The sequence below is a fragment of the Acidisoma sp. PAMC 29798 genome (genome assembly GCF_030252425.1).
Classification (GTDB): Bacteria; Pseudomonadota; Alphaproteobacteria; order Acetobacterales; family Acetobacteraceae; genus Acidisoma; species Acidisoma cladoniae.
In genome coordinates this window covers 34,445-50,548 of record NZ_CP126996.1, presented here as the reverse complement: position 1 = coordinate 50,548, position 16,104 = coordinate 34,445, and the positions used below count along the sequence as shown (strand labels likewise).

The following is a 16,104-nucleotide window of genomic DNA, read 5'->3' as shown; positions in this document are numbered from 1 at the left end:
TACAATGAGCTAAGGGCGCACTTACGAGTTGCTGTCGCAACTCAGTGCTTGGTAATGGTTGTGCGGCATGGCGATCTACCACCTGAGCATGAAGCCGGTCTGCCGCACCCAGGGCCGCAGCGCTGTCGCCGCAGCGGCTTATCGCGCCGGCGAGGCTCTCACCAACGAGCGCGACGGTGTGACGCATGCCTATACCGGCCGGCGCGGCATCGATCATACGGAGATCGTACTGCCGCGCGGAATGGCGGGGGAATCTGCATCAGCGCCGACGGGATCGGTACCGATGGGATCGGTCTTGCCGTCGCCATTACCGGAATGGGTGCGGGACCGTGCCGCGCTGTGGAACGCTGCGGAGTTCGCCGAGAAGCGGTCCGATGCACGCACGGCGCGTGAGTTCGTGCTGGCCCTGCCGCATGAGCTGGACGATGCGCAGCGTCTGGACCTGACGCGCGGGTTCGCGCAGGGCCTGGCCGACCGCTACGGGGCCGCAGTCGATGTCGCGATCCATCAGCCGCATGAGGGCAAGGATCTGCGCAACCGGCATGCGCATCTGCTGATGACGACGCGCCAGGTGACGCCTGGGGGCTTGGGCGAGAAGACGCAGCTCGAATGGGACAATAAGCGATTGCTGTCGGAGGACCGGCCGACATCGCAGATGCAGCTCCGCGCGATCCGCCAAGACTGGGAGGAGCAGGTCAATCACGCTCTGGCACGAGCGAACCTCGATGTGCGGGTCGATCACCGCAGCCATTTGGAGCGTGGCCTGGAGATCGAGCCGACGCAGCATGTCGGTGTGCATGCGACGGGGGTGACCCGACGCGGCGGGGCGGTCGAACGCAAGCGGATCGATGCCGAGGCCGCGCGACGGAACGCCGCCCGGATCCGGGAGCGGCCGGAGGAGGTCTTGTCGATCCTGACGGATGAGAAGAGCGTCTTCGACCGGCACGATGTGGCGCGGGCGCTGCATCGCTATATCGATCAGCCTGACCGATTCCAGATGGCCTTCGCGCGGGTGATGGCGAGCCCGGCCCTGCTGGAGCTGCAACCCGAGCAGCGAGACGCGGGGGGCGCCAAAGGCCGTGTCGTGCAGCTGGCGCGCTACACCACCCAGGCGCAATTCCAGATCGAGCGCGACATGGCCGAGAGGGCTGACCGGATGGCGGCGCCGCAAGCCGGGATGCTTGGACGTGGTGCGCAACGCGCGCTGACGGAGGCGAGCCTCGCGACACACAGAACCCTCTCTGACGAACAGCGGGAGGCCGTGCGACATGTCACGGGGCCCGAGCGCATCGCCGCCGTCGTCGGCCTGGCCGGCGCCGGCAAGAGCACGATGCTGGCGGCGGCACAAAAGGCATGGAACGGCGATGGCACCATGCGCCGCGTCAAGGGCGCCGCCCTGGCGGGGAAGGCGGCCGAGGGCCTGGAGCAGTCCTCCGGCATTCCCTCGCGCACTCTGGCCTCCTGGGAGTTGAGCTGGAAGCGTGGCCATGACGTGCTCCAGAGGGGTGATGTCTTCGTCATCGACGAGGCCGGCATGGTGTCCTCGGCGCAGCTCGCGCGCTTCGTGGCGGCGGTCGATCAAGCCGGTGCCAAGCTGGTGCTGGTGGGCGATCCCGAGCAGTTGCAGCCGATCAATGCGGGGGCCGCGTTCCGGGCGATCGCGGATCGCATCGGCTTTGCGGAGCTCGAGGCTGTGCGCCGGCAGGGAGAGGCGTGGCAGAGGCAAGCGTCGGTGGATTTTGGTCGCAACCGGACGGCGGAGGGCCTGGCCGCTTATGACGCCCATGGCGCGGTGCGCTTCGCCGAGGATCGCGACCAGGCGCGCGCTGCCATCGTCCGCGACGTGATGGCGGACCGGGCGGCACACCCCGACAGCAGCCGGATCGTGCTGGCGCATCGCCGCACCGATGTGCGGGCGCTCAACGACGATATCCGAGAGGCCCGACAGGCAGAGGCCGCGTTGACGGATGAGGTCGCGTTTTTGACGACGGACGGAGAGCGGCGGTTCGCCGCCGGCGACCGGTTGGTGTTCCTCGAGAACGACAGGACCCTCGGCGTGAAGAACGGCATGCTCGGCACGGTCGAACGCGCGGAGGAGGGCGCTCTGCGGGTGCGTTTGGATGCCGAGGGACGGCTGCCGGGGAGGGTGGTGACGATCGACGCGCAGCACTACCGCGCGGTGGATCACGGCTATGCCACGACCATCCACAAGTCGCAGGGTGCGACGGTCGATCGGGCCTTCGTTCTCGCCTCGGAGAGCATGGACCGGCATCTTGCCTATGTCGGCATGACACGGCACCGGGCAGCGGTCACACTCTATACCGGGCGGGATGAGTTCCGCGACCTGGCAGCGCTCACGGAGCGGCTGAGCCGGTCCAACGCCAAGGAGACGACGCTCGATTACGCCGAGCGGCGGGGTCTCGTGCCGCGGAGCGAGATCGTGGTGTCGGAGGTCGTGCAGGAGCGTCCGGCAGAGACGCGATCCACTGACGGGCGTCTCGCTCAGGGACACCCGGCCGAGCGGCGCTCAGCCGATACGCGCGACCTTGATGCGGCATCCACGACGGCGGCGCGGGCGGGAGAGGGGCACCCGGCTCAGGGACGCCCGGTTCAGGGGCACCCAACTCAGGATCAGTCAGCACAGGGGCGTCTGGCAGAGGAGCGGGATCATCCTGCTGCCGAAGGCGGACCCGACCCGTCAGGTATGCGCGCGGACCGTGCGGCGGACAGTCTGCGCGCGAAGGTGGAGTTGGCCCGCGCGCGGGCACAGGAGGCGGCAGAAAGCGCGCACGCGCCAACACAACCCGCTGCCCTGGAAACGCCCGAAGAGGCGCGTCGGGAGGCTCTACGCCGCGACCTGCGGAAGCTGGACGGTTTGAGCCTCAGCCGGGCCATGGAGGCAGATCGAACGCGCGACCGGGATGCGGTCGCCCCCCGCGACATGACGGTCGCCGACGCGGCACGGCTGGTGTCGCCCGCCTATGCCGCCGCTGCCGATCGCCTCGAGGAGATACGGAAGGGGATCGCCTACTCCGAGAGTGCAATCGAGACTTATGGGAGGCAGCGGGATTACGCCACGGACCAGGGGGACGCGCGGTGGAAGGCGATGGGGACCTTGGCCCAATACGGCCATCGGACCGGGGTGCGGGTTGATGACGCGATGAGCCGACACGAGCGCGACGAGCAATCCGCCGCGCACCGCCTGGCCCTTGAGGAACAGAAGCGAGACGAGCGGGTGAAGGCGCTGCCGGCTGCGGAACGCGAGGAGGCCGAGGCGCTGGAGACGGTCCGACCCCAGGCGGAAGCCAAGCTGGCGCAATTGCAGGAGCGCGCGGCCCTTGCGCGCGAGGTGCAGCAGGAGAAAATGCAAGCGCAACGCGAGAAGGCTCAGGAACAGGCACGCGGGCGGACGCTCAGCCGCGGCAAGGATCTTGATCGGGGTATGGAGCGTTAGGAAATGGGACACGTGGAGGAGAGCCTTATGGCTTGGCCATGAGTGGTGCCGCCTTCGTGGTGGTGCTGCTTGCCGCCGTCTGTCTCGACAGGCTGGTGGGCAATCGAAGAAGGAAGCCTTGGCCATGAGTTGGGAGCAGGAAGACGCGCTGCGGCGCAAGGTTCGGGAAGCGCGCGAGCGCCAAGCTTTCAAGGAGAGCATCACGTCTGTCCTCTCTGCGAAAGAGGCTCAAGGGGCCATCGTCACGCAGCGTGAGGCGGGCCAAGCCCAACTGAATCAGGACAAAGCCGAGCGTGAACGGCAGCGGCTGGCACAAGCCGAATTGGCGAAGGAGCAGCGGCAGAAAGACAGCTCGCGGATCATTCGGCACGTCCGCGACGGCCGCCCAGAGCGGGAGCGATAGAAACGACGTAGCCGCAGCGCGAGCCGACGCAAAAGGGACTTTCATGATCAGAGCGCTTATGCTTGATGTGGACGGCGTATTGGTGACCGGGAAATCTTTGTCAGGTGAGCATTGGGGAAGCTCGATCCATGAAGACCTTGGTATAGAATATTCCCTATTACACGAGAAATTCTTCATTCCTTATTGGGATAAAATCGTGACGGGTCAGGCTGAACTCCGCCAAACACTTAGGCCCATTCTGGCTGAGTGCGCACCCACACTGACAATAGACCGTTTACTAAACTACTGGTTTGAGAACGACGCGCAGGTGAGTGCAAATTTGCTGCATGAGTTGGTCGAACTCAGAGCGATGGGGATCGAGATCCACCTGACGACAAACCAAGAGCATGAGCGCATGGCCTATCTCATCAGAAACCTGAAACTCGCCAGCTACGTTGACGGATGCCATTACTCGGCCGCGATGGGGTGTAGAAAGCCGACCCATGACTTCTTCTACAAAGTGGAAAAACGGGTCGGACTGACTCCCGAGGACATGTTTCTGATAGACGATTCAGTCGCGAATGTTGACGCGGCCCTCGAAGTAGGATGGCGTGCCGCGCTTTGGACTTCGTCAGCAAGGCTAATGGATTTAATCTCCAGCGGGTCGCGCTTATAGTGAGATCCGCGACGATCGAATTCGAACCGAGATCAATATACATTTAGACCACTCAGCGCGTTGAAGCGGCCTTGCTCATGTAACGGTGATCCCGCCAAGAACGCCCGCTCCCGATCAACTCCGTAACCAACCCTGAGATACAGCCGTAGGTTATCGGTGAAAAACTTGTTTGTATAAAGCTTAATGAGGTTACTCCAACGATACAACGACTTGCTCGGCATGCGCCAAAAGCTTCCGACCTAAGCCTCGATTTTGAAAAGCTGGGGTCACCGAAAGATTCTTGGTGAGGAGGTGGTCGCCCTCTCCGATCATCTCGATGAGCTGCTAACTACGAATCAACGTGCAGCAGATCAATGCGATCTTCCTTGCGATGTCATTATAATCAGCGGTCATCGGTTTGAGCTCGCGCCCTAAGGCCAGAATCCATTTGGCATAGGCTTCGCGCGTCAGAGCGCGGATGACCGGTACCGTCGGCAATTGCCGACCGCAACGAGAAGCCTTGGATTCAAAAAACTGATCTCTCCCCCTTTTCTGATTCAATAAATTCATGGCGTCGACGACACTTCGCGTTGGCTTAGCGATTCGGAAGGGCGTACGATTCTGCCTGCTCCGGGAGACGCCGATGGTTGTCATTCAAGTTTCAGACCGCCTTGAACTGCAGGCTCCATATCATCCGGTGCTGCCGCACCGGTCAAAGCAGATAGGCGGCCTGTGGTTGGGTGCCGGTATCGGGTGGAGTTTTCCTCACTCGCAGGAGGAGGCGCTTCGTGCCCTTTGTCTCGATATCTGGGGTGTCGACGGGACGCGCGCCGCTTTTGAAGACACCGTTGAGATTAAGGTAACCGTCGATGAGCAAGTCCCGTATCGACGTGTGTTTGAGGCCGCTGAACAGCCCATCTACCTCGTCGGGCGCGAGATCGCGGCGTCTCTGAGGAGCCGGCGGGGAGCGCGTCCCGGTCGTGGAGTACGATTTATGTCGGGCAATCCGCGTTGCATCGCGCTCCCCAGTATCTGGTTGACGACCATTCCGAACGGCGCCGTTTTCTTGGTGCGTGATGTTCCTATCAGCGCACTTGATCGTTTCCGGGACGATATTGGAGGCGCGGGGCACGTTGAGGTGCTAGGGTCTCCGTAGGGCGGCCAAGTATCTGGTGTTGGTCAGCCTGTGCAGCCATTACAAGCCAAGCTTGCCGGCCGGGCTAGATGTATTGAGCTTCGATCGTCGGATATAGCCTCTCATCGTCGTCAGACTTCGATGACGCGTGTGACCCATAATTTCTTCATCGGGGACGCCATTCTTGTAGGCGGTCGTCACAAAACCGGCTCGCATGCCGTGGGGCGTGATTGGCTCCCAGATCGTTCCCGTGATCTTCGCCTCCAGGGCACGTTTTTTGAGAATCTGGCGCACGGCATCGGGATCGAGGCGACTGCTATGGACCTTCCCCCAACGATCGACCTTTCGAAAAATCGGACCGGCAGTGATCTTGGCCTGCTCAAGCCAGCGCTCCAGCGCTGTCACGGGACAGGTGGCCATGGCACGACCGCGCGATAGCCCGATCTCGGCCCCGGCGCCCTCCTTGTCGGTCTTGGAACGCGTGATGAGCAGGCGCAGGCCATCGTCGGTCCGGTTGATATGCTCGACATCGAGGCCGACGAGCTCAGAGCGGCGCAAGGCGCCGGCGAAACAGACGAGGAAGAGGGCCTGATCCCGGGTGCCCGCCATATCGTCGCTGCAGACACGGAGCAGACGCTTGATCTCTGCCGTAGTGATGGCGGCGGAGCGGCGAGGGGGCTCACCATGGGTGCGGGCAATGCCCGCGTAAGGTCTCACGGATGGCAGGGTGGCGCGTGTCGAGCGGCTGCTTGGCGATGCGATGGGCTCGGGCAATGGCGGCGACCCGCCGTCTTAGCGTGGACAGCGCATAGCCGCGCCCGGCATCCGCCAGATAGGCGCCGACGACCTCGGCCGTGGATGGCATGGGATCGAGCTTGCGCTCTATGCACCATGCCTTGAAGTTAGCCTGATCGGCTTTGTAGGCGCGCAGCGTCGCCGGGTGTCAATCAGCGTTGAATAGTTACCAGGCAACAGCGTCCAAAAGTTTCCACTTTCTCAGCTGTTTTTCGGCTGTTTCTTTCGCTGCTTGAAGCGGAACGAGTCGTTGCCGGTCTCCAGGATGTCGCAGTGGTGGGTGACCCGGTCCAGCAGTGCGGTTGTCATCTTTGGGTCACCGAAGACACCCACCCATTCGGCAAAAGAGAGGTTGGTTGTGAAGATCAGCGAGGTCTTTTCGTAGAGCTGGCTGATCAGGTGGAACAGCAGAGCGCCGCCCGAGGCTGGGAACGGCAGATAGCCGAGTTCGTCGATGATCACGGCGTCGGTCTGCACCAGCTGACGGGCGAGATTGCCGGCGCGTCCCTGCTGTTTCTCCCGCTCCAGCTGGTTGACCAGGTCGACGGCGTTGTAGAAGCGCACGCGTTTGCCCTGGTGGATGGCAGCGACACCCAGCGCCGTCGCGATGTGGGTCTTTCCGGTGCCGGTGCCGCCGACCAGGATCAGATTGTGCGCGGTTGCCATGAAGGCGGCGGTCGCCAGTTGTTCGATTTGCGCCTGCGGCAATGGGGTTTCGGCCCATTCGATACCGGTCAGGTCGCGATGAACAGGGAAGCGCGCGGCCTTGAGCTGGTAGCGCAGGCTGCGGACCTGGCGATCGGCAAGCTCGGCTTCGATTAACCGGTCCAGCCATGCCTCGGGCTGCATCGGCCGACGTGGGCCTTCCGCCAGCAACTCGCTCCAGGCGGTAGCCATGCCGTAGAGATGTAGCGCACTGAGTTGGCCGAGGCGGTCTACGCCGGAAGCAACCAAGGCAAGAGGCTTAACAGCAAGATCAGTGGATGACATGGCTCACCTCGCGCAGGTGGTCGTAGCGGCCGCAATCGGCGCGCGGCTCGGTTTGGAGCTTCAGCATGTCGGGCACGTTCAGCATGGCGGGCGTGCTGGGTGCGACAAGCCGGCGCATCTCGTTCAGCACCACGGCGGCAGTGATGACATTGCCGTCCAATACCAATTCGCAGGCGACCTGCAGCGGCTCCAGGCCGAACTCGCGTGCCATCATCAGCAACTCGACAAAAGCACGATCGCCTTTCGGCTGCTTGAGAATGCGGTCGCGCACCAGCCGGATGGGCGTGGGCAAATCCCATTGCTGGAACGGCACACCGTTGCGCAATGCGCCAGGTTTGCGTTCCAGGATCGGCAGATAATGCCACGGATCGCAGATCAGTTGATCACGCCCATACCGCCGGGCATGGTCGGCGACGATTGCGCCGTCGGCCACGATGCGCACGCCGGCGGCTGAGGTGCGCACCGAGACAGCGCGGCCGGCGAAGGCGGCTGGCACGCTGTATCGGTTGCGATCCACCGCCACCAGGCAGGTGCTCGACACGCGCAGCATATGTTCGACATAGCCGTCGAATGTCGCGGTGATCTGCCGCAGCGACGGCTGCTCCTCGGCAAAGCACGCGGCAATCGAGCGCTCCGGCGTTACCGGGTGTTTGCGCTGCGCCAGCTCCCGGCAGCGCGTGGCCAGCCAGACGTTCAGCGCATCGAAGCTGATAAAACGGGCCAGCGGCGTGAATAGCCATTCGCGGATGTTGCCAACCTGGTTCTCGACCTGCCCCTTCTCCCATCCAGAGGCGGGGGTACAGGCGACGGGCTCAAACAGATAGTGGTTGGCCAGCACCATGAAGCGCCGATTGAACTGCCGCTCCTTGCCGGTAAATATCGTCTCCACAACGGACTTGAGGTTGTCGTAGACCATGCGCTGGGGCACCCCGCCGAAGAAGGCGAAAGCGCGGTTATGCGCGTCGAAGACCATCTCCTGGGTCTCGCGTGGGTAGGCCACCACGAACATCTGCCGGCTGAAGGTCAGCCGGAAATGCGCAACCTTGATGGTCTGCATGACGCCGCCGAGTTCGACATGCTCATGGCTCCAGTCGAACTGGCACACCTCGCCGGGTGCGAAGGCCAGCGGGATAAAGGCGTGCGCCAGCGCCGGGCCCGACTTGTCCGCCTTCCAGCGCCGCACGAAACGTTGCACGCTGTCGTAGGCGCCGCGGTAGCCCTCCGCCTGCAAACCTTCGAATAGCCGCTGGGCCGTGCGGCGCTGGGCTTTCGGGAGAAGCCCTTCGGTCCGCAGCCACGTCTCCAGCGTCTGCTGGACCGCTCCCAGCATCGGCGTTGGCTGCCGGCTGCGCTGGTAGGACGGCTGGGCTTCGGTCCGGCAATGCCGGCGGACGGTCTGCCGGCACAGCTTAAGGTCCCGCGCGATCGAGCTGATGCTCTCGTGGCGGACCAGATGGCGGCGCCGGATCTCGGCAATCAAGTCCATGAGCAGCACCCCAGATTCCCCAGCAAAAATGCCGGATGATCGCACGACCAGGGTGGAAACTATTGGACGCTGTTTACCCCTGGAATCTGGGAACTTTTGCACGCTGTTTTACAAGCCGACAGACAACGCCTTCATCGAGGCCTTTAACGGCCGCTTACGTGATCTGCTCCCCGCAAACTGGATCGTTTTTAGGTAGAGTTTTCCGTGCCATTCTTCCCTGGCTGGGAGGAGCGGAGAACGATGAAGGCATCGAAGTTTTCGGACGCGCAGAAGGCATTCATCCTGAAGCAGGGAGCCGACGGGATCCCTGTGACGGACATCTGCCGGAAGGCCGGGATCAGTCAGGCGACCTACTTCAACTGGAAGAAGAAATACGATGGGCTGCTGCCGACGGAGATGCGGCGGCTGAAGCTGCTTGAGGACGAGAACGCAAAGCTTCGGAAGCTGGTGGCTGACCTGTCGCTGGATCGCGAGATGCTGCAGGACGTGATCCGCCGAAAACTCTAGGGCCTGCTCGCAAGCGCAAGCTGGTCGACGGAATGTGTGGCGAGTGGGATGTCTCGATCCGGCGGGCCTGCCGGGTTCTCGAAGTTGATACCTCCACCTACCACTACAAGTCCCGTCGGCACGACCAGGCCGGAATCGAGGCTAGGATCAAAGACATTTGTGCGACCCGCGTGCGGTACGGCTACCGCCGTGTGCATGTGATGCTCCGCCGAGAGGGCTGGCGAGTGAACGCCAAGAAGGTTTATAGGATTTACAATGAATTAGGTCTTCAATTACGCAATAAGACGCCCAAGCGGCGGGTCAAGGCAAAGCTCCGGGATGACCGGCAACCCGCCACGCAACCCAATGAGACCTGGGCGATGGACTTCGTGCACGACCAGTTGGCAACCGGAAGGAAGATCAGGGTGCTCACGGTGATCGACACGTTCTCTCGCTTCTCGCCGATCGTCGATCCACGGTTCAGCTACCGGGCCGAGCACGTGGTTGCCGCCCTTGAGCAGACCTGCGCCGCGGTGGGCTATCCCAAGACGATCCGCGTGGACCAAGGGTCCGAGTTCATCTCCCGAGACCTCGACCTATGGGCCTATGCCAACGGCGTCACGCTGGATTTCTCACGGCCCGGCAAGCCGACAGACAACGCCTTCATCGAGGCCTTTAACGGCCGCTTACGAGCAGAATGTTTAAACGCCCACTGGTTCCTGACGCTTGCAGACGCGCAGGAAAAGTTGGAGGCTTGGCGCAGTTACTACAATGAGGTTCGCCCACACGGCGCGATTGGCAACAGGTCACCGATCTCACTGCAAAATCCCGATGGCGCACCCAGCCCGTCATCGTGAAAACAGGCCCGAAACTCTACCCTCGACCGCTCCAAAGATTGGGTGCAGAGCAGGCCTTTAACGGCCGCTTACGAGCAGAATGTTTAAACGCCCACTGGTTCCTGACGCTTGCAGACGCGCAGGAAAAGTTGGAGGCTTGGCGCAGTTACTACAATGAGGTTCGCCCACACGGCGCGATTGGCAACAGGTCACCGATCTCACTGCAAAATCCCGATGGCGCACCCAGCCCGTCATCGTGAAAACAGGCCCGAAACTCTACCCTCGACCGCTCCAAAGATTGGGTGCAGAGCAAACAGGCCCGAAACTCTACCCTCGACCGCTCCAAAGATTGGGTGCAGAGCATACGAGCAGAATGTTTAAACGCCCACTGGTTCCTGACGCTTGCAGACGCGCAGGAAAAGTTGGAGGCTTGGCGCAGTTACTACAATGAGGTTCGCCCACACGGCGCGATTGGCAACAGGTCACCGATCTCACTGCAAAATCCCGATGGCGCACCCAGCCCGTCATCGTGAAAACAGGCCCGAAACTCTACCCTCGACCGCTCCAAAGATTGGGTGCAGAGCAATCACGCCTGGACTCTCGTTACGGCTGGATGAGAAACGGGGGTCACGTCACGTCCTTCGGGTCAAGTCGCGGGGCCCCCGCGATTTTGTCGTCGTCAAGGGGAACGCGGCGACCATCAGCGTCGGGAAGTCCATTAGCACTATCGGGAACTGGGTCAACGACCGCGACCATGGGCTACAATTCTAGGCGACTCACATCACTACCACCTAGCCCAAGACGCTGGAGAAAATTGGAAATACCTCGACTCGGGGATGATCCGCGGCATCGGCCCGATCTATGTCCGAGTGTTGGTGCTGGCTTTTGCGAACGCCGTCTCCGACCAGATCGAGAAGGAGCTGTTCCTGCACGCCCATTGCGTTGGCACCTCCCGCGCAGCCCCATCTTCAAGAGCTATGGGTAGGGGCAGTCGCCCTCATCACGGAGAACCCTTACCGGCTTGCCCGCTCCATCTGGGCCATCGGCTTCCGACGGCTGATCACATTGCGGCCCACTTGCGCATCGGGAATTAGGCGGCCGGCCGTCTCTGCGCGCTGACATTCAGATTGCCTCTCGCCGCACTGCTCCTGGCAGGAGGTCGCACAGGTTGTGGAGGAGCTTTTCGCTTTTGCGCCGCGAGCTCTGCCTGAGCCGGCTTTAACTGTGTTGCCACCTCTTCTGACCATGCTCTCGGCGGTGGTGTCAACGCCGTTCGAAGAATGGTTCTCCCGCACTTCCCGTGCTCCCAGGCTTGTACTATTAGGGCGAATCAAGGAGAGACATGGATTCATGTCCATGGTGCTCGTCCCTGTGTCCTCCGCCTTGCTGTCTTTCATTCCGCGTTCGCTTAAGGTGATCCGGGTGGTCTCGACACTTCATCGGGTCTTAATTGAAGTAGTGCCTCGATCAGCATCGGCGGAATGCTCGGTCTGCCGCAATCTGTCGCGACGCGTTCACAGCACGTATCGACGTCTGCTGCACGACCTGCCGTGGCTGGGTCGGCCGGTGACGCTACGCGTCGCTGCGCGGCGGTTTCATTGCGTGAATCGCCACTGCACTCGCCGTACATTCGCGGAGCGCCTGATGGACGTGGCAAGGCCAGCAACGAGGCTCCACTCCTCATCAGAAACGTCAGAGGGATACGGCTTGCGAGCGGGCGTCATCCATCATGACTGCACCAGACCCGCTCAAAAGTACATAACACCCTCTAGATGCCCAATTTGCCTGCGACGGGCGTCAGTCAAGAGCCGCCCGCTACTTTCCAGCAAGGCAACCGCCTTACGGTTGAACGCCGGCGCAAAGTTCTATAGCACCTGCTCATCGTTCAACTTCCCGCTCCCTGTGGAGCGTATCGGCAGTGTACACCGATGCGAGGGAAGATCACTCTTTCCCCCGTTTCGAACCGTAGCGGATCCATTGTTATTCTTTGGCTACCATTGCACCTGGGTTCCAACACCAAAGAGTTGCGATTGAACATTGTTGTGATCCGCGCCCGCGTCGCCCGTCGCGAAATCGTATCCACCCTGATGACGCCAGCCATAATCATAATCGACAAACAGACTGACACCGGGAACCAAGGTGTAAGTCCCGCCTGCGGCTAGGCCATTATTGACTTGCTGACCCGTCGTCAGGCCGGCTGAGCTAATCGTCCCGCCTGCGGCGTCAATCCCGCCGGGGAGGTCACCTGTCGTGTTGAAGCGGAAGACACTTGCGCCCACGACAACCGGCCCCATAGTGTATTGAGCACCCACCAGCACGCCGATTGCGGCCTGGCCTCCGTTGGGCTCGAGCTCAAACGTGTAACCACTCACCTGATTGAAGTCGCCGTAGACCGCGTTCCCACCGACCGTAAAGCCCGCGGCACTAACCGTCGCGCCTCCTGAGATGATACTTAAATCGTGGTAGCCGCTTGGCGTCGTATAACTCTTTGATTGCGATCCCGTGCCGCTAACTTGGCCGGAATGCAGATAGTCAGCACCGATTTGTATACCTATGCCACCGAACGTCTTGGTGTACTGTCCTCCAAAGTCGATGAGATTCCTTGGAGTTCCTCCTGAGACTGCCGTCGTCACGGTCGTATCGGCGGAGGTCTCATTCTCTGCCGTGTGGTTTGGTTCGTAACCCAAACCGAATTGAAATCCACCAAACGTGGGAGATAGATAGACGATTTTATCCGTTTCTTGACTGAGGCCCCCATTATCAACAAATGGATAGACCGCCTCGGCATTAGTGGGAACGATACCGGGAAGATCGCCCCACCAACCGCCATCGTTAAAACCTTCAAAGGTTCCCGTCTCGAATACGACGACAGGCCCATTCTCCTGTCCGAAACTCACTTGGCCGAGCTTTGGAAGACCAAGATATCCATAGGCCTGGTGTACATAAAGGGTCTCCGAACTCGCGCTGCTGCCGCTGTTAATGCGGATTTCTGCAGCTGCGCCATAGTGCAAGCCGTTGGCGGCTATCCCATCAAAGCCGGGGAAGAGGCGGAAGTAACTCAGGAATGACGTCGTGCTGGTCTTTGTCCCTGCAATGCTATCGAGAGACGAACTCTCAACGCCCGCGTACCAGTTGACACGGCCATTAAGGCGCACGATCACGCTCCCAGGTGCGGCGGTGGATGTGGTGGTCTGGGCTTCAGCGCTCATCACGAGACCAATAGAAGCGGCCAACATTGCTGTCGTCGCTAATAGAATATTCCTCATTTCGATTCCTCACTGCTGTATGGCTGCGGTTCACATTACCGCAGAGGAATAACGCCGAAAATTGCCTATCAACAATAGGGAATTCCCTCTACGAGGATCGTTTTTAGCTATTGTTGTGTATGCGCTACACTGTGGCTGTGTGTTTTATTTGCAACATGTTGCCTCGCCTTAATTCGATAACTTTTCGTTTTTTTATTTGGCGCACTAGAACTCTAAACTGTTGGTTACTGCAATGACATTTAATGTCACACGAATTCGATTGTGTGGGTGGTTGCCCCACGCAATGCTAGCAGCCGATTACGACCTTTTGAGGAGTCCTCGGCACCGGCAATGCATCTGAAGGCGCTTCTGTATCAGCGACGACCATCTCGCAACCTAAGAGATAGTCGTTGTAAGCAAGATGGTCACACCCACACGATAGGAGCGGTTGTTGTCAAAAGAATGGTTGCCACGGGACCTCGAGCAAGAATTTCAACCTATGGCGGAGATCCAAGTGGCGCGCCGGCTAACGGATAGTAGCTCTATGTCTCTCTTGAAATGTTCTGATGGGCATACACAGTCGGCAATCGCTCCTTTGACTGAGCAAGCCTACGCCTATGACTGGTCGCGCTTCGTATCGTGGTGTCAAACGCACGGAAAGACCTCGATAGGAGCTCATCCCCAGGTGATCGCACAGTTTCTCCTTGGAGAGTCGATGCAAGGGTTCGCCATAATGACCGTCAGCCGCCGCCTCGCGGCGATCGGTTACATGCACCGCGTTCACAATGCGCCATTGCCCCGGACACACGATGAGGGGTACGTCATCGACAACGCGTTAGCTGAGATAAGAAGCCACCGAACTCGTGACCGTTGCCGACAATCCACGACTAAAGCCTTCCAAGCCATTCTACAGTCGATATCGGGGGTGTCCTGTGAGGACGTGCGGGATCGGGCGATGCTAGCCATGCGTATCGCTGGAGCTTTCCGGCGTTCGGAACTCGCACGACTCTGTGTTGAGCATATTACGCGTGGCTCAGATGAAATCCGAATCTGCTTTGGCCGCAGCGGAGCGCATGTGACACCTAGAAAGTCCACTATCATTCTTACGGAAGGTACACACATTCGCCCTGTCAGCCTTCTCAACACCTGGCTGGCCCGAGCGGACATACAGAGCGGAGCGGTCTTCCGTCAACTTGCCGGTAATCTCTTGGCGACCGCTCCAATGACCGAGACGGCCATCGCGGATGTCATCCGACGGCGAGCCGCAGTGGCAGGATACGACTATCGATGCCTTGGAGAATCCGACAGCCCAAGTGCATTTGTGGCTCCCGGCAGCGTGACCGTGTCGGATCACGCCGTCTCACGGTTCGAGACGATGTCCGATTGACGGCTAGAAGACCGCAGCGCAGTCAGGTCGAACATCTCGAAGAAGATATCGGTGCGCTCTCGGTTGTCACTCCGATGATGATGTAGCTAACGATTGAAATGTCTGACGGAACAACCGCCCAGACTCTCGCAAAGGAACTTCGGTTACGTATGGAACCCTGGACTTTCTAGAGGGTGTTATGTACTTTTGAGCGGGTCTGGTGCAGTCATGATGGATGACGCCCGCTCGCAAGCCGTATCCCTCTGACGTTTCTGATGAGGAGTGGAGCCTCGTTGCTCCCTACCTGGCGCTGATGCGGGAGGATGCCGCCCAACGTCAGCATTCCCTGCGGGAGTTATTCAACGGCCTGCGCTATCTGATCCGCTACGGGATCGCCTGGCGCGCCATGCCGAATGACCTGCCACCATGGGCGGCAGTCTATCAGCAGACGCAGCGTTGGATGGCGGCGGAATGCTTCGAGGCGTTGGCGCAGGATCTCCGCGCTGTGCTGCGGATGGCGGCCGGGCGCAATACCAAGCCGACAGCGGCGATCTTTGACAGCCGCACGCTGCGGTCGACGCCGGAGAGCGGAACGCGGGCAGCCTATGACGGCGCCAAGCGCAAGAAGGGCTCCAAGCTGCATCTGGCCGTTGATACGCTGGGCCACATGCTGGCGTCGCACGTGACGCCTGCCAACGTCGATGACCGTGCCGAAGTCGGTCGTTTGGCTCAGCCCGTGCAGGAAGCGACGGGGCAAACCGTCGAACTGGCTTACGTTGACCAGGGCTACACCGGACCCAAGCCTGCAGCCGCGGCGCAGGCAGAAGCATGGCATTGGAGGTGATCAAGCTCTCCGAGGCCAAGCGCGGTTTCGTCCTATTGCCACGACGCTGGGTCGTGGAGCGCTCATTCGCCTGGGCAACGCGCTGCCGGAGGCTCGTCAAGGATTATGAGCGATACGCCACAATACTTGCCAGCCCGCACATCGTGGCCTTTGCTTGTCTCATGCTCAGACAAGCAGCCGCTATCGCCGCAGGTTCATAACACCCTCTAAGTCCAGCTCCAGCAGAGCCGTTTACCAAATAGCCGCATCAAGCTGATCTGCACATCGGTATCCGGCCCACCATGCGTCAGCAAGAGCTTTCTCCACAAACGGACACCGCACTTCTCCCGCCGCGAACGCAGCGAAACCCGAAGCAACAGCATCTTCGATGAGATCCGGACGCACTTTGTTAGACTTGAGGATCCTCAACATCCCCACCCGAATGCTCCAA

The 16,104-nt window shown here is 60.7% G+C and carries 14 protein-coding genes and 3 pseudogenes; 10 read left to right on the top strand and 7 right to left on the bottom strand.

The genetic code is table 11. From position 1 onward, the window contains the following. Window positions 1–67 precede the first annotated feature (67 nt). The 3 genes from traA to QP803_RS23010 all read left to right on the top strand — a co-directional run bounded on the left by traA (window position 68) and on the right by QP803_RS23010 (window position 4,512). The gene (gene traA / locus QP803_RS23020; RefSeq protein ID WP_284948253.1) at window positions 68–3,454 is read left to right on the top strand and encodes a Ti-type conjugative transfer relaxase TraA; all 3,387 of its coding nucleotides are present in this window, start codon (window positions 68–70) and stop codon (window positions 3,452–3,454) included. A 124-nt stretch (window positions 3,455–3,578) separates the two neighbouring features. After that, a complete protein-coding gene (locus tag QP803_RS23015) occupies window positions 3,579–3,857 on the top strand; it encodes a hypothetical protein (RefSeq protein WP_284948204.1) in 279 nt (92 codons plus the stop codon). A 58-nt stretch (window positions 3,858–3,915) separates the two neighbouring features. Continuing rightward, a complete protein-coding gene (locus QP803_RS23010) occupies window positions 3,916–4,512 on the top strand; it encodes an HAD family hydrolase (RefSeq protein ID WP_284948252.1) in 597 nt (198 codons plus the stop codon). A gap of 189 nt (window positions 4,513–4,701) precedes the next feature. On the opposite strand, the gene QP803_RS23005 is transcribed toward QP803_RS23010, so the two are convergent. Together QP803_RS23005 and QP803_RS23000 are read right to left on the bottom strand one after the other, a co-directional pair. Then, window positions 4,702–4,824, bottom strand: coding sequence for a GNAT family N-acetyltransferase (locus tag QP803_RS23005; protein WP_284948251.1), 123 nt, complete (start codon window positions 4,822–4,824; stop codon window positions 4,702–4,704). Between the two features lie 12 nt (window positions 4,825–4,836). Further along, entirely contained in the window at window positions 4,837–5,145 is a 309-nt protein-coding gene (locus tag QP803_RS23000) for a hypothetical protein (protein ID WP_284948250.1), read from the bottom strand. Here QP803_RS23000 and QP803_RS22995 point away from each other — a divergent pair. Further along, window positions 5,135–5,647 (top strand): hypothetical protein, encoded by a 513-nt coding sequence (locus QP803_RS22995; RefSeq protein WP_284948249.1) that lies wholly within the window; start codon window positions 5,135–5,137, stop codon window positions 5,645–5,647. The two genes, QP803_RS23000 and QP803_RS22995, sit on opposite strands and share 11 nt — an antisense overlap. 39 nt (window positions 5,648–5,686) lie before the next feature. Here QP803_RS22995 and QP803_RS22990 read toward each other — a convergent pair whose 3' ends face one another. From QP803_RS22990 to istA, 4 genes are all read right to left on the bottom strand, one after another. Continuing rightward, window positions 5,687–6,343, bottom strand: a complete 657-nt coding sequence (locus QP803_RS22990; RefSeq protein ID WP_284948247.1) for a site-specific integrase — start codon at window positions 6,341–6,343, stop codon at window positions 5,687–5,689. Further along, window positions 6,306–6,491, bottom strand: coding sequence for a hypothetical protein (locus QP803_RS22985; RefSeq protein WP_284948246.1), 186 nt, complete (start codon window positions 6,489–6,491; stop codon window positions 6,306–6,308). The genes QP803_RS22990 and QP803_RS22985 overlap by 38 nt, the downstream gene beginning before the upstream one ends. 131 nt (window positions 6,492–6,622) lie before the next feature. After that, window positions 6,623–7,318: an IS21-like element helper ATPase IstB gene (istB, locus tag QP803_RS22980; protein ID WP_434082940.1), complete on the bottom strand. Its 696-nt coding sequence runs from the start codon at window positions 7,316–7,318 to the stop codon at window positions 6,623–6,625. Between the two features lie 79 nt (window positions 7,319–7,397). Beyond that, a complete protein-coding gene (gene istA / locus QP803_RS22975) occupies window positions 7,398–8,906 on the bottom strand; it encodes an IS21 family transposase (protein WP_284944277.1) in 1,509 nt (502 codons plus the stop codon). Between the two features lie 231 nt (window positions 8,907–9,137). On the opposite strand from istA, the gene QP803_RS22970 reads away from it, so the two are divergent. The 5 genes and pseudogenes from QP803_RS22970 (at window position 9,138) to QP803_RS24225 (ending at window position 12,253) form a co-directional block, all read left to right on the top strand. Then, a protein-coding gene (locus QP803_RS22970) for an IS3 family transposase (RefSeq protein ID WP_284944979.1) occupies window positions 9,138–10,240 on the top strand; the annotation gives its coding sequence in 2 pieces (ribosomal slippage) (window positions 9,138–9,399 and window positions 9,399–10,240; 1,104 coding nt in all). 50 nt (window positions 10,241–10,290) lie between these two features. Beyond that, window positions 10,291–10,479 (top strand): annotated as a pseudogene (locus QP803_RS22965) (integrase core domain-containing protein); the annotation flags it as partial. 105 nt (window positions 10,480–10,584) lie between these two features. Further along, window positions 10,585–10,752: pseudogene (locus QP803_RS22960) on the top strand (integrase core domain-containing protein); the annotation flags it as partial. Continuing rightward, entirely contained in the window at window positions 10,727–10,990 is a 264-nt protein-coding gene (locus tag QP803_RS24230) for a YrrC family ATP-dependent DNA helicase (protein WP_434082939.1), read from the top strand. The pseudogene QP803_RS22960 and the gene QP803_RS24230, both read left to right, overlap by 26 nt. Window positions 10,991–11,464: 474 nt before the next feature. Continuing rightward, window positions 11,465–12,253, top strand: coding sequence for a transposase family protein (locus QP803_RS24225; protein WP_434082941.1), 789 nt, complete (start codon window positions 11,465–11,467; stop codon window positions 12,251–12,253). Here QP803_RS24225 and QP803_RS22950 read toward each other — a convergent pair. Beyond that, window positions 12,211–13,485: a porin gene (locus QP803_RS22950; protein ID WP_284948245.1), complete on the bottom strand. Its 1,275-nt coding sequence runs from the start codon at window positions 13,483–13,485 to the stop codon at window positions 12,211–12,213. The two genes, QP803_RS24225 and QP803_RS22950, sit on opposite strands and share 43 nt — an antisense overlap. Window positions 13,486–15,065: 1,580 nt before the next feature. On the opposite strand from QP803_RS22950, the pseudogene QP803_RS22945 reads away from it, so the two are divergent. After that, window positions 15,066–15,874, top strand: a pseudogene (locus tag QP803_RS22945) (IS5 family transposase). Window positions 15,875–16,104 lie beyond the last annotated feature (230 nt).

Bases quoted from the DNA above. Each gene is read 5' to 3' on its own strand.
- QP803_RS23000 (WP_284948250.1), bottom strand. From the start codon at position 5,145: ATGACAACCATCGGCGTCTCCCGGAGCAGGCAGAATCGTACGCCCTTC.
- QP803_RS23010 (WP_284948252.1), top strand. From the start codon at position 3,916: ATGCTTGATGTGGACGGCGTATTGGTGACCGGGAAATCTTTGTCAGGT.
- QP803_RS23005 (WP_284948251.1), bottom strand. From the start codon at position 4,824: ATGATCGGAGAGGGCGACCACCTCCTCACCAAGAATCTTTCGGTGACC.
- QP803_RS24225 (WP_434082941.1), top strand. From the start codon at position 11,465: ATGCTCTCGGCGGTGGTGTCAACGCCGTTCGAAGAATGGTTCTCCCGC.
- traA (WP_284948253.1), top strand. From the start codon at position 68: ATGGCGATCTACCACCTGAGCATGAAGCCGGTCTGCCGCACCCAGGGC.
- QP803_RS23015 (WP_284948204.1), top strand. From the start codon at position 3,579: ATGAGTTGGGAGCAGGAAGACGCGCTGCGGCGCAAGGTTCGGGAAGCG.
- QP803_RS22985 (WP_284948246.1), bottom strand. From the start codon at position 6,491: ATGCCATCCACGGCCGAGGTCGTCGGCGCCTATCTGGCGGATGCCGGG.
- istB (WP_434082940.1), bottom strand. From the start codon at position 7,318: ATGGCTACCGCCTGGAGCGAGTTGCTGGCGGAAGGCCCACGTCGGCCG.
- QP803_RS22950 (WP_284948245.1), bottom strand. From the start codon at position 13,485: ATGAGGAATATTCTATTAGCGACGACAGCAATGTTGGCCGCTTCTATT.
- QP803_RS22995 (WP_284948249.1), top strand. From the start codon at position 5,135: ATGGTTGTCATTCAAGTTTCAGACCGCCTTGAACTGCAGGCTCCATAT.
- QP803_RS24230 (WP_434082939.1), top strand. From the start codon at position 10,727: ATGGCGCACCCAGCCCGTCATCGTGAAAACAGGCCCGAAACTCTACCC.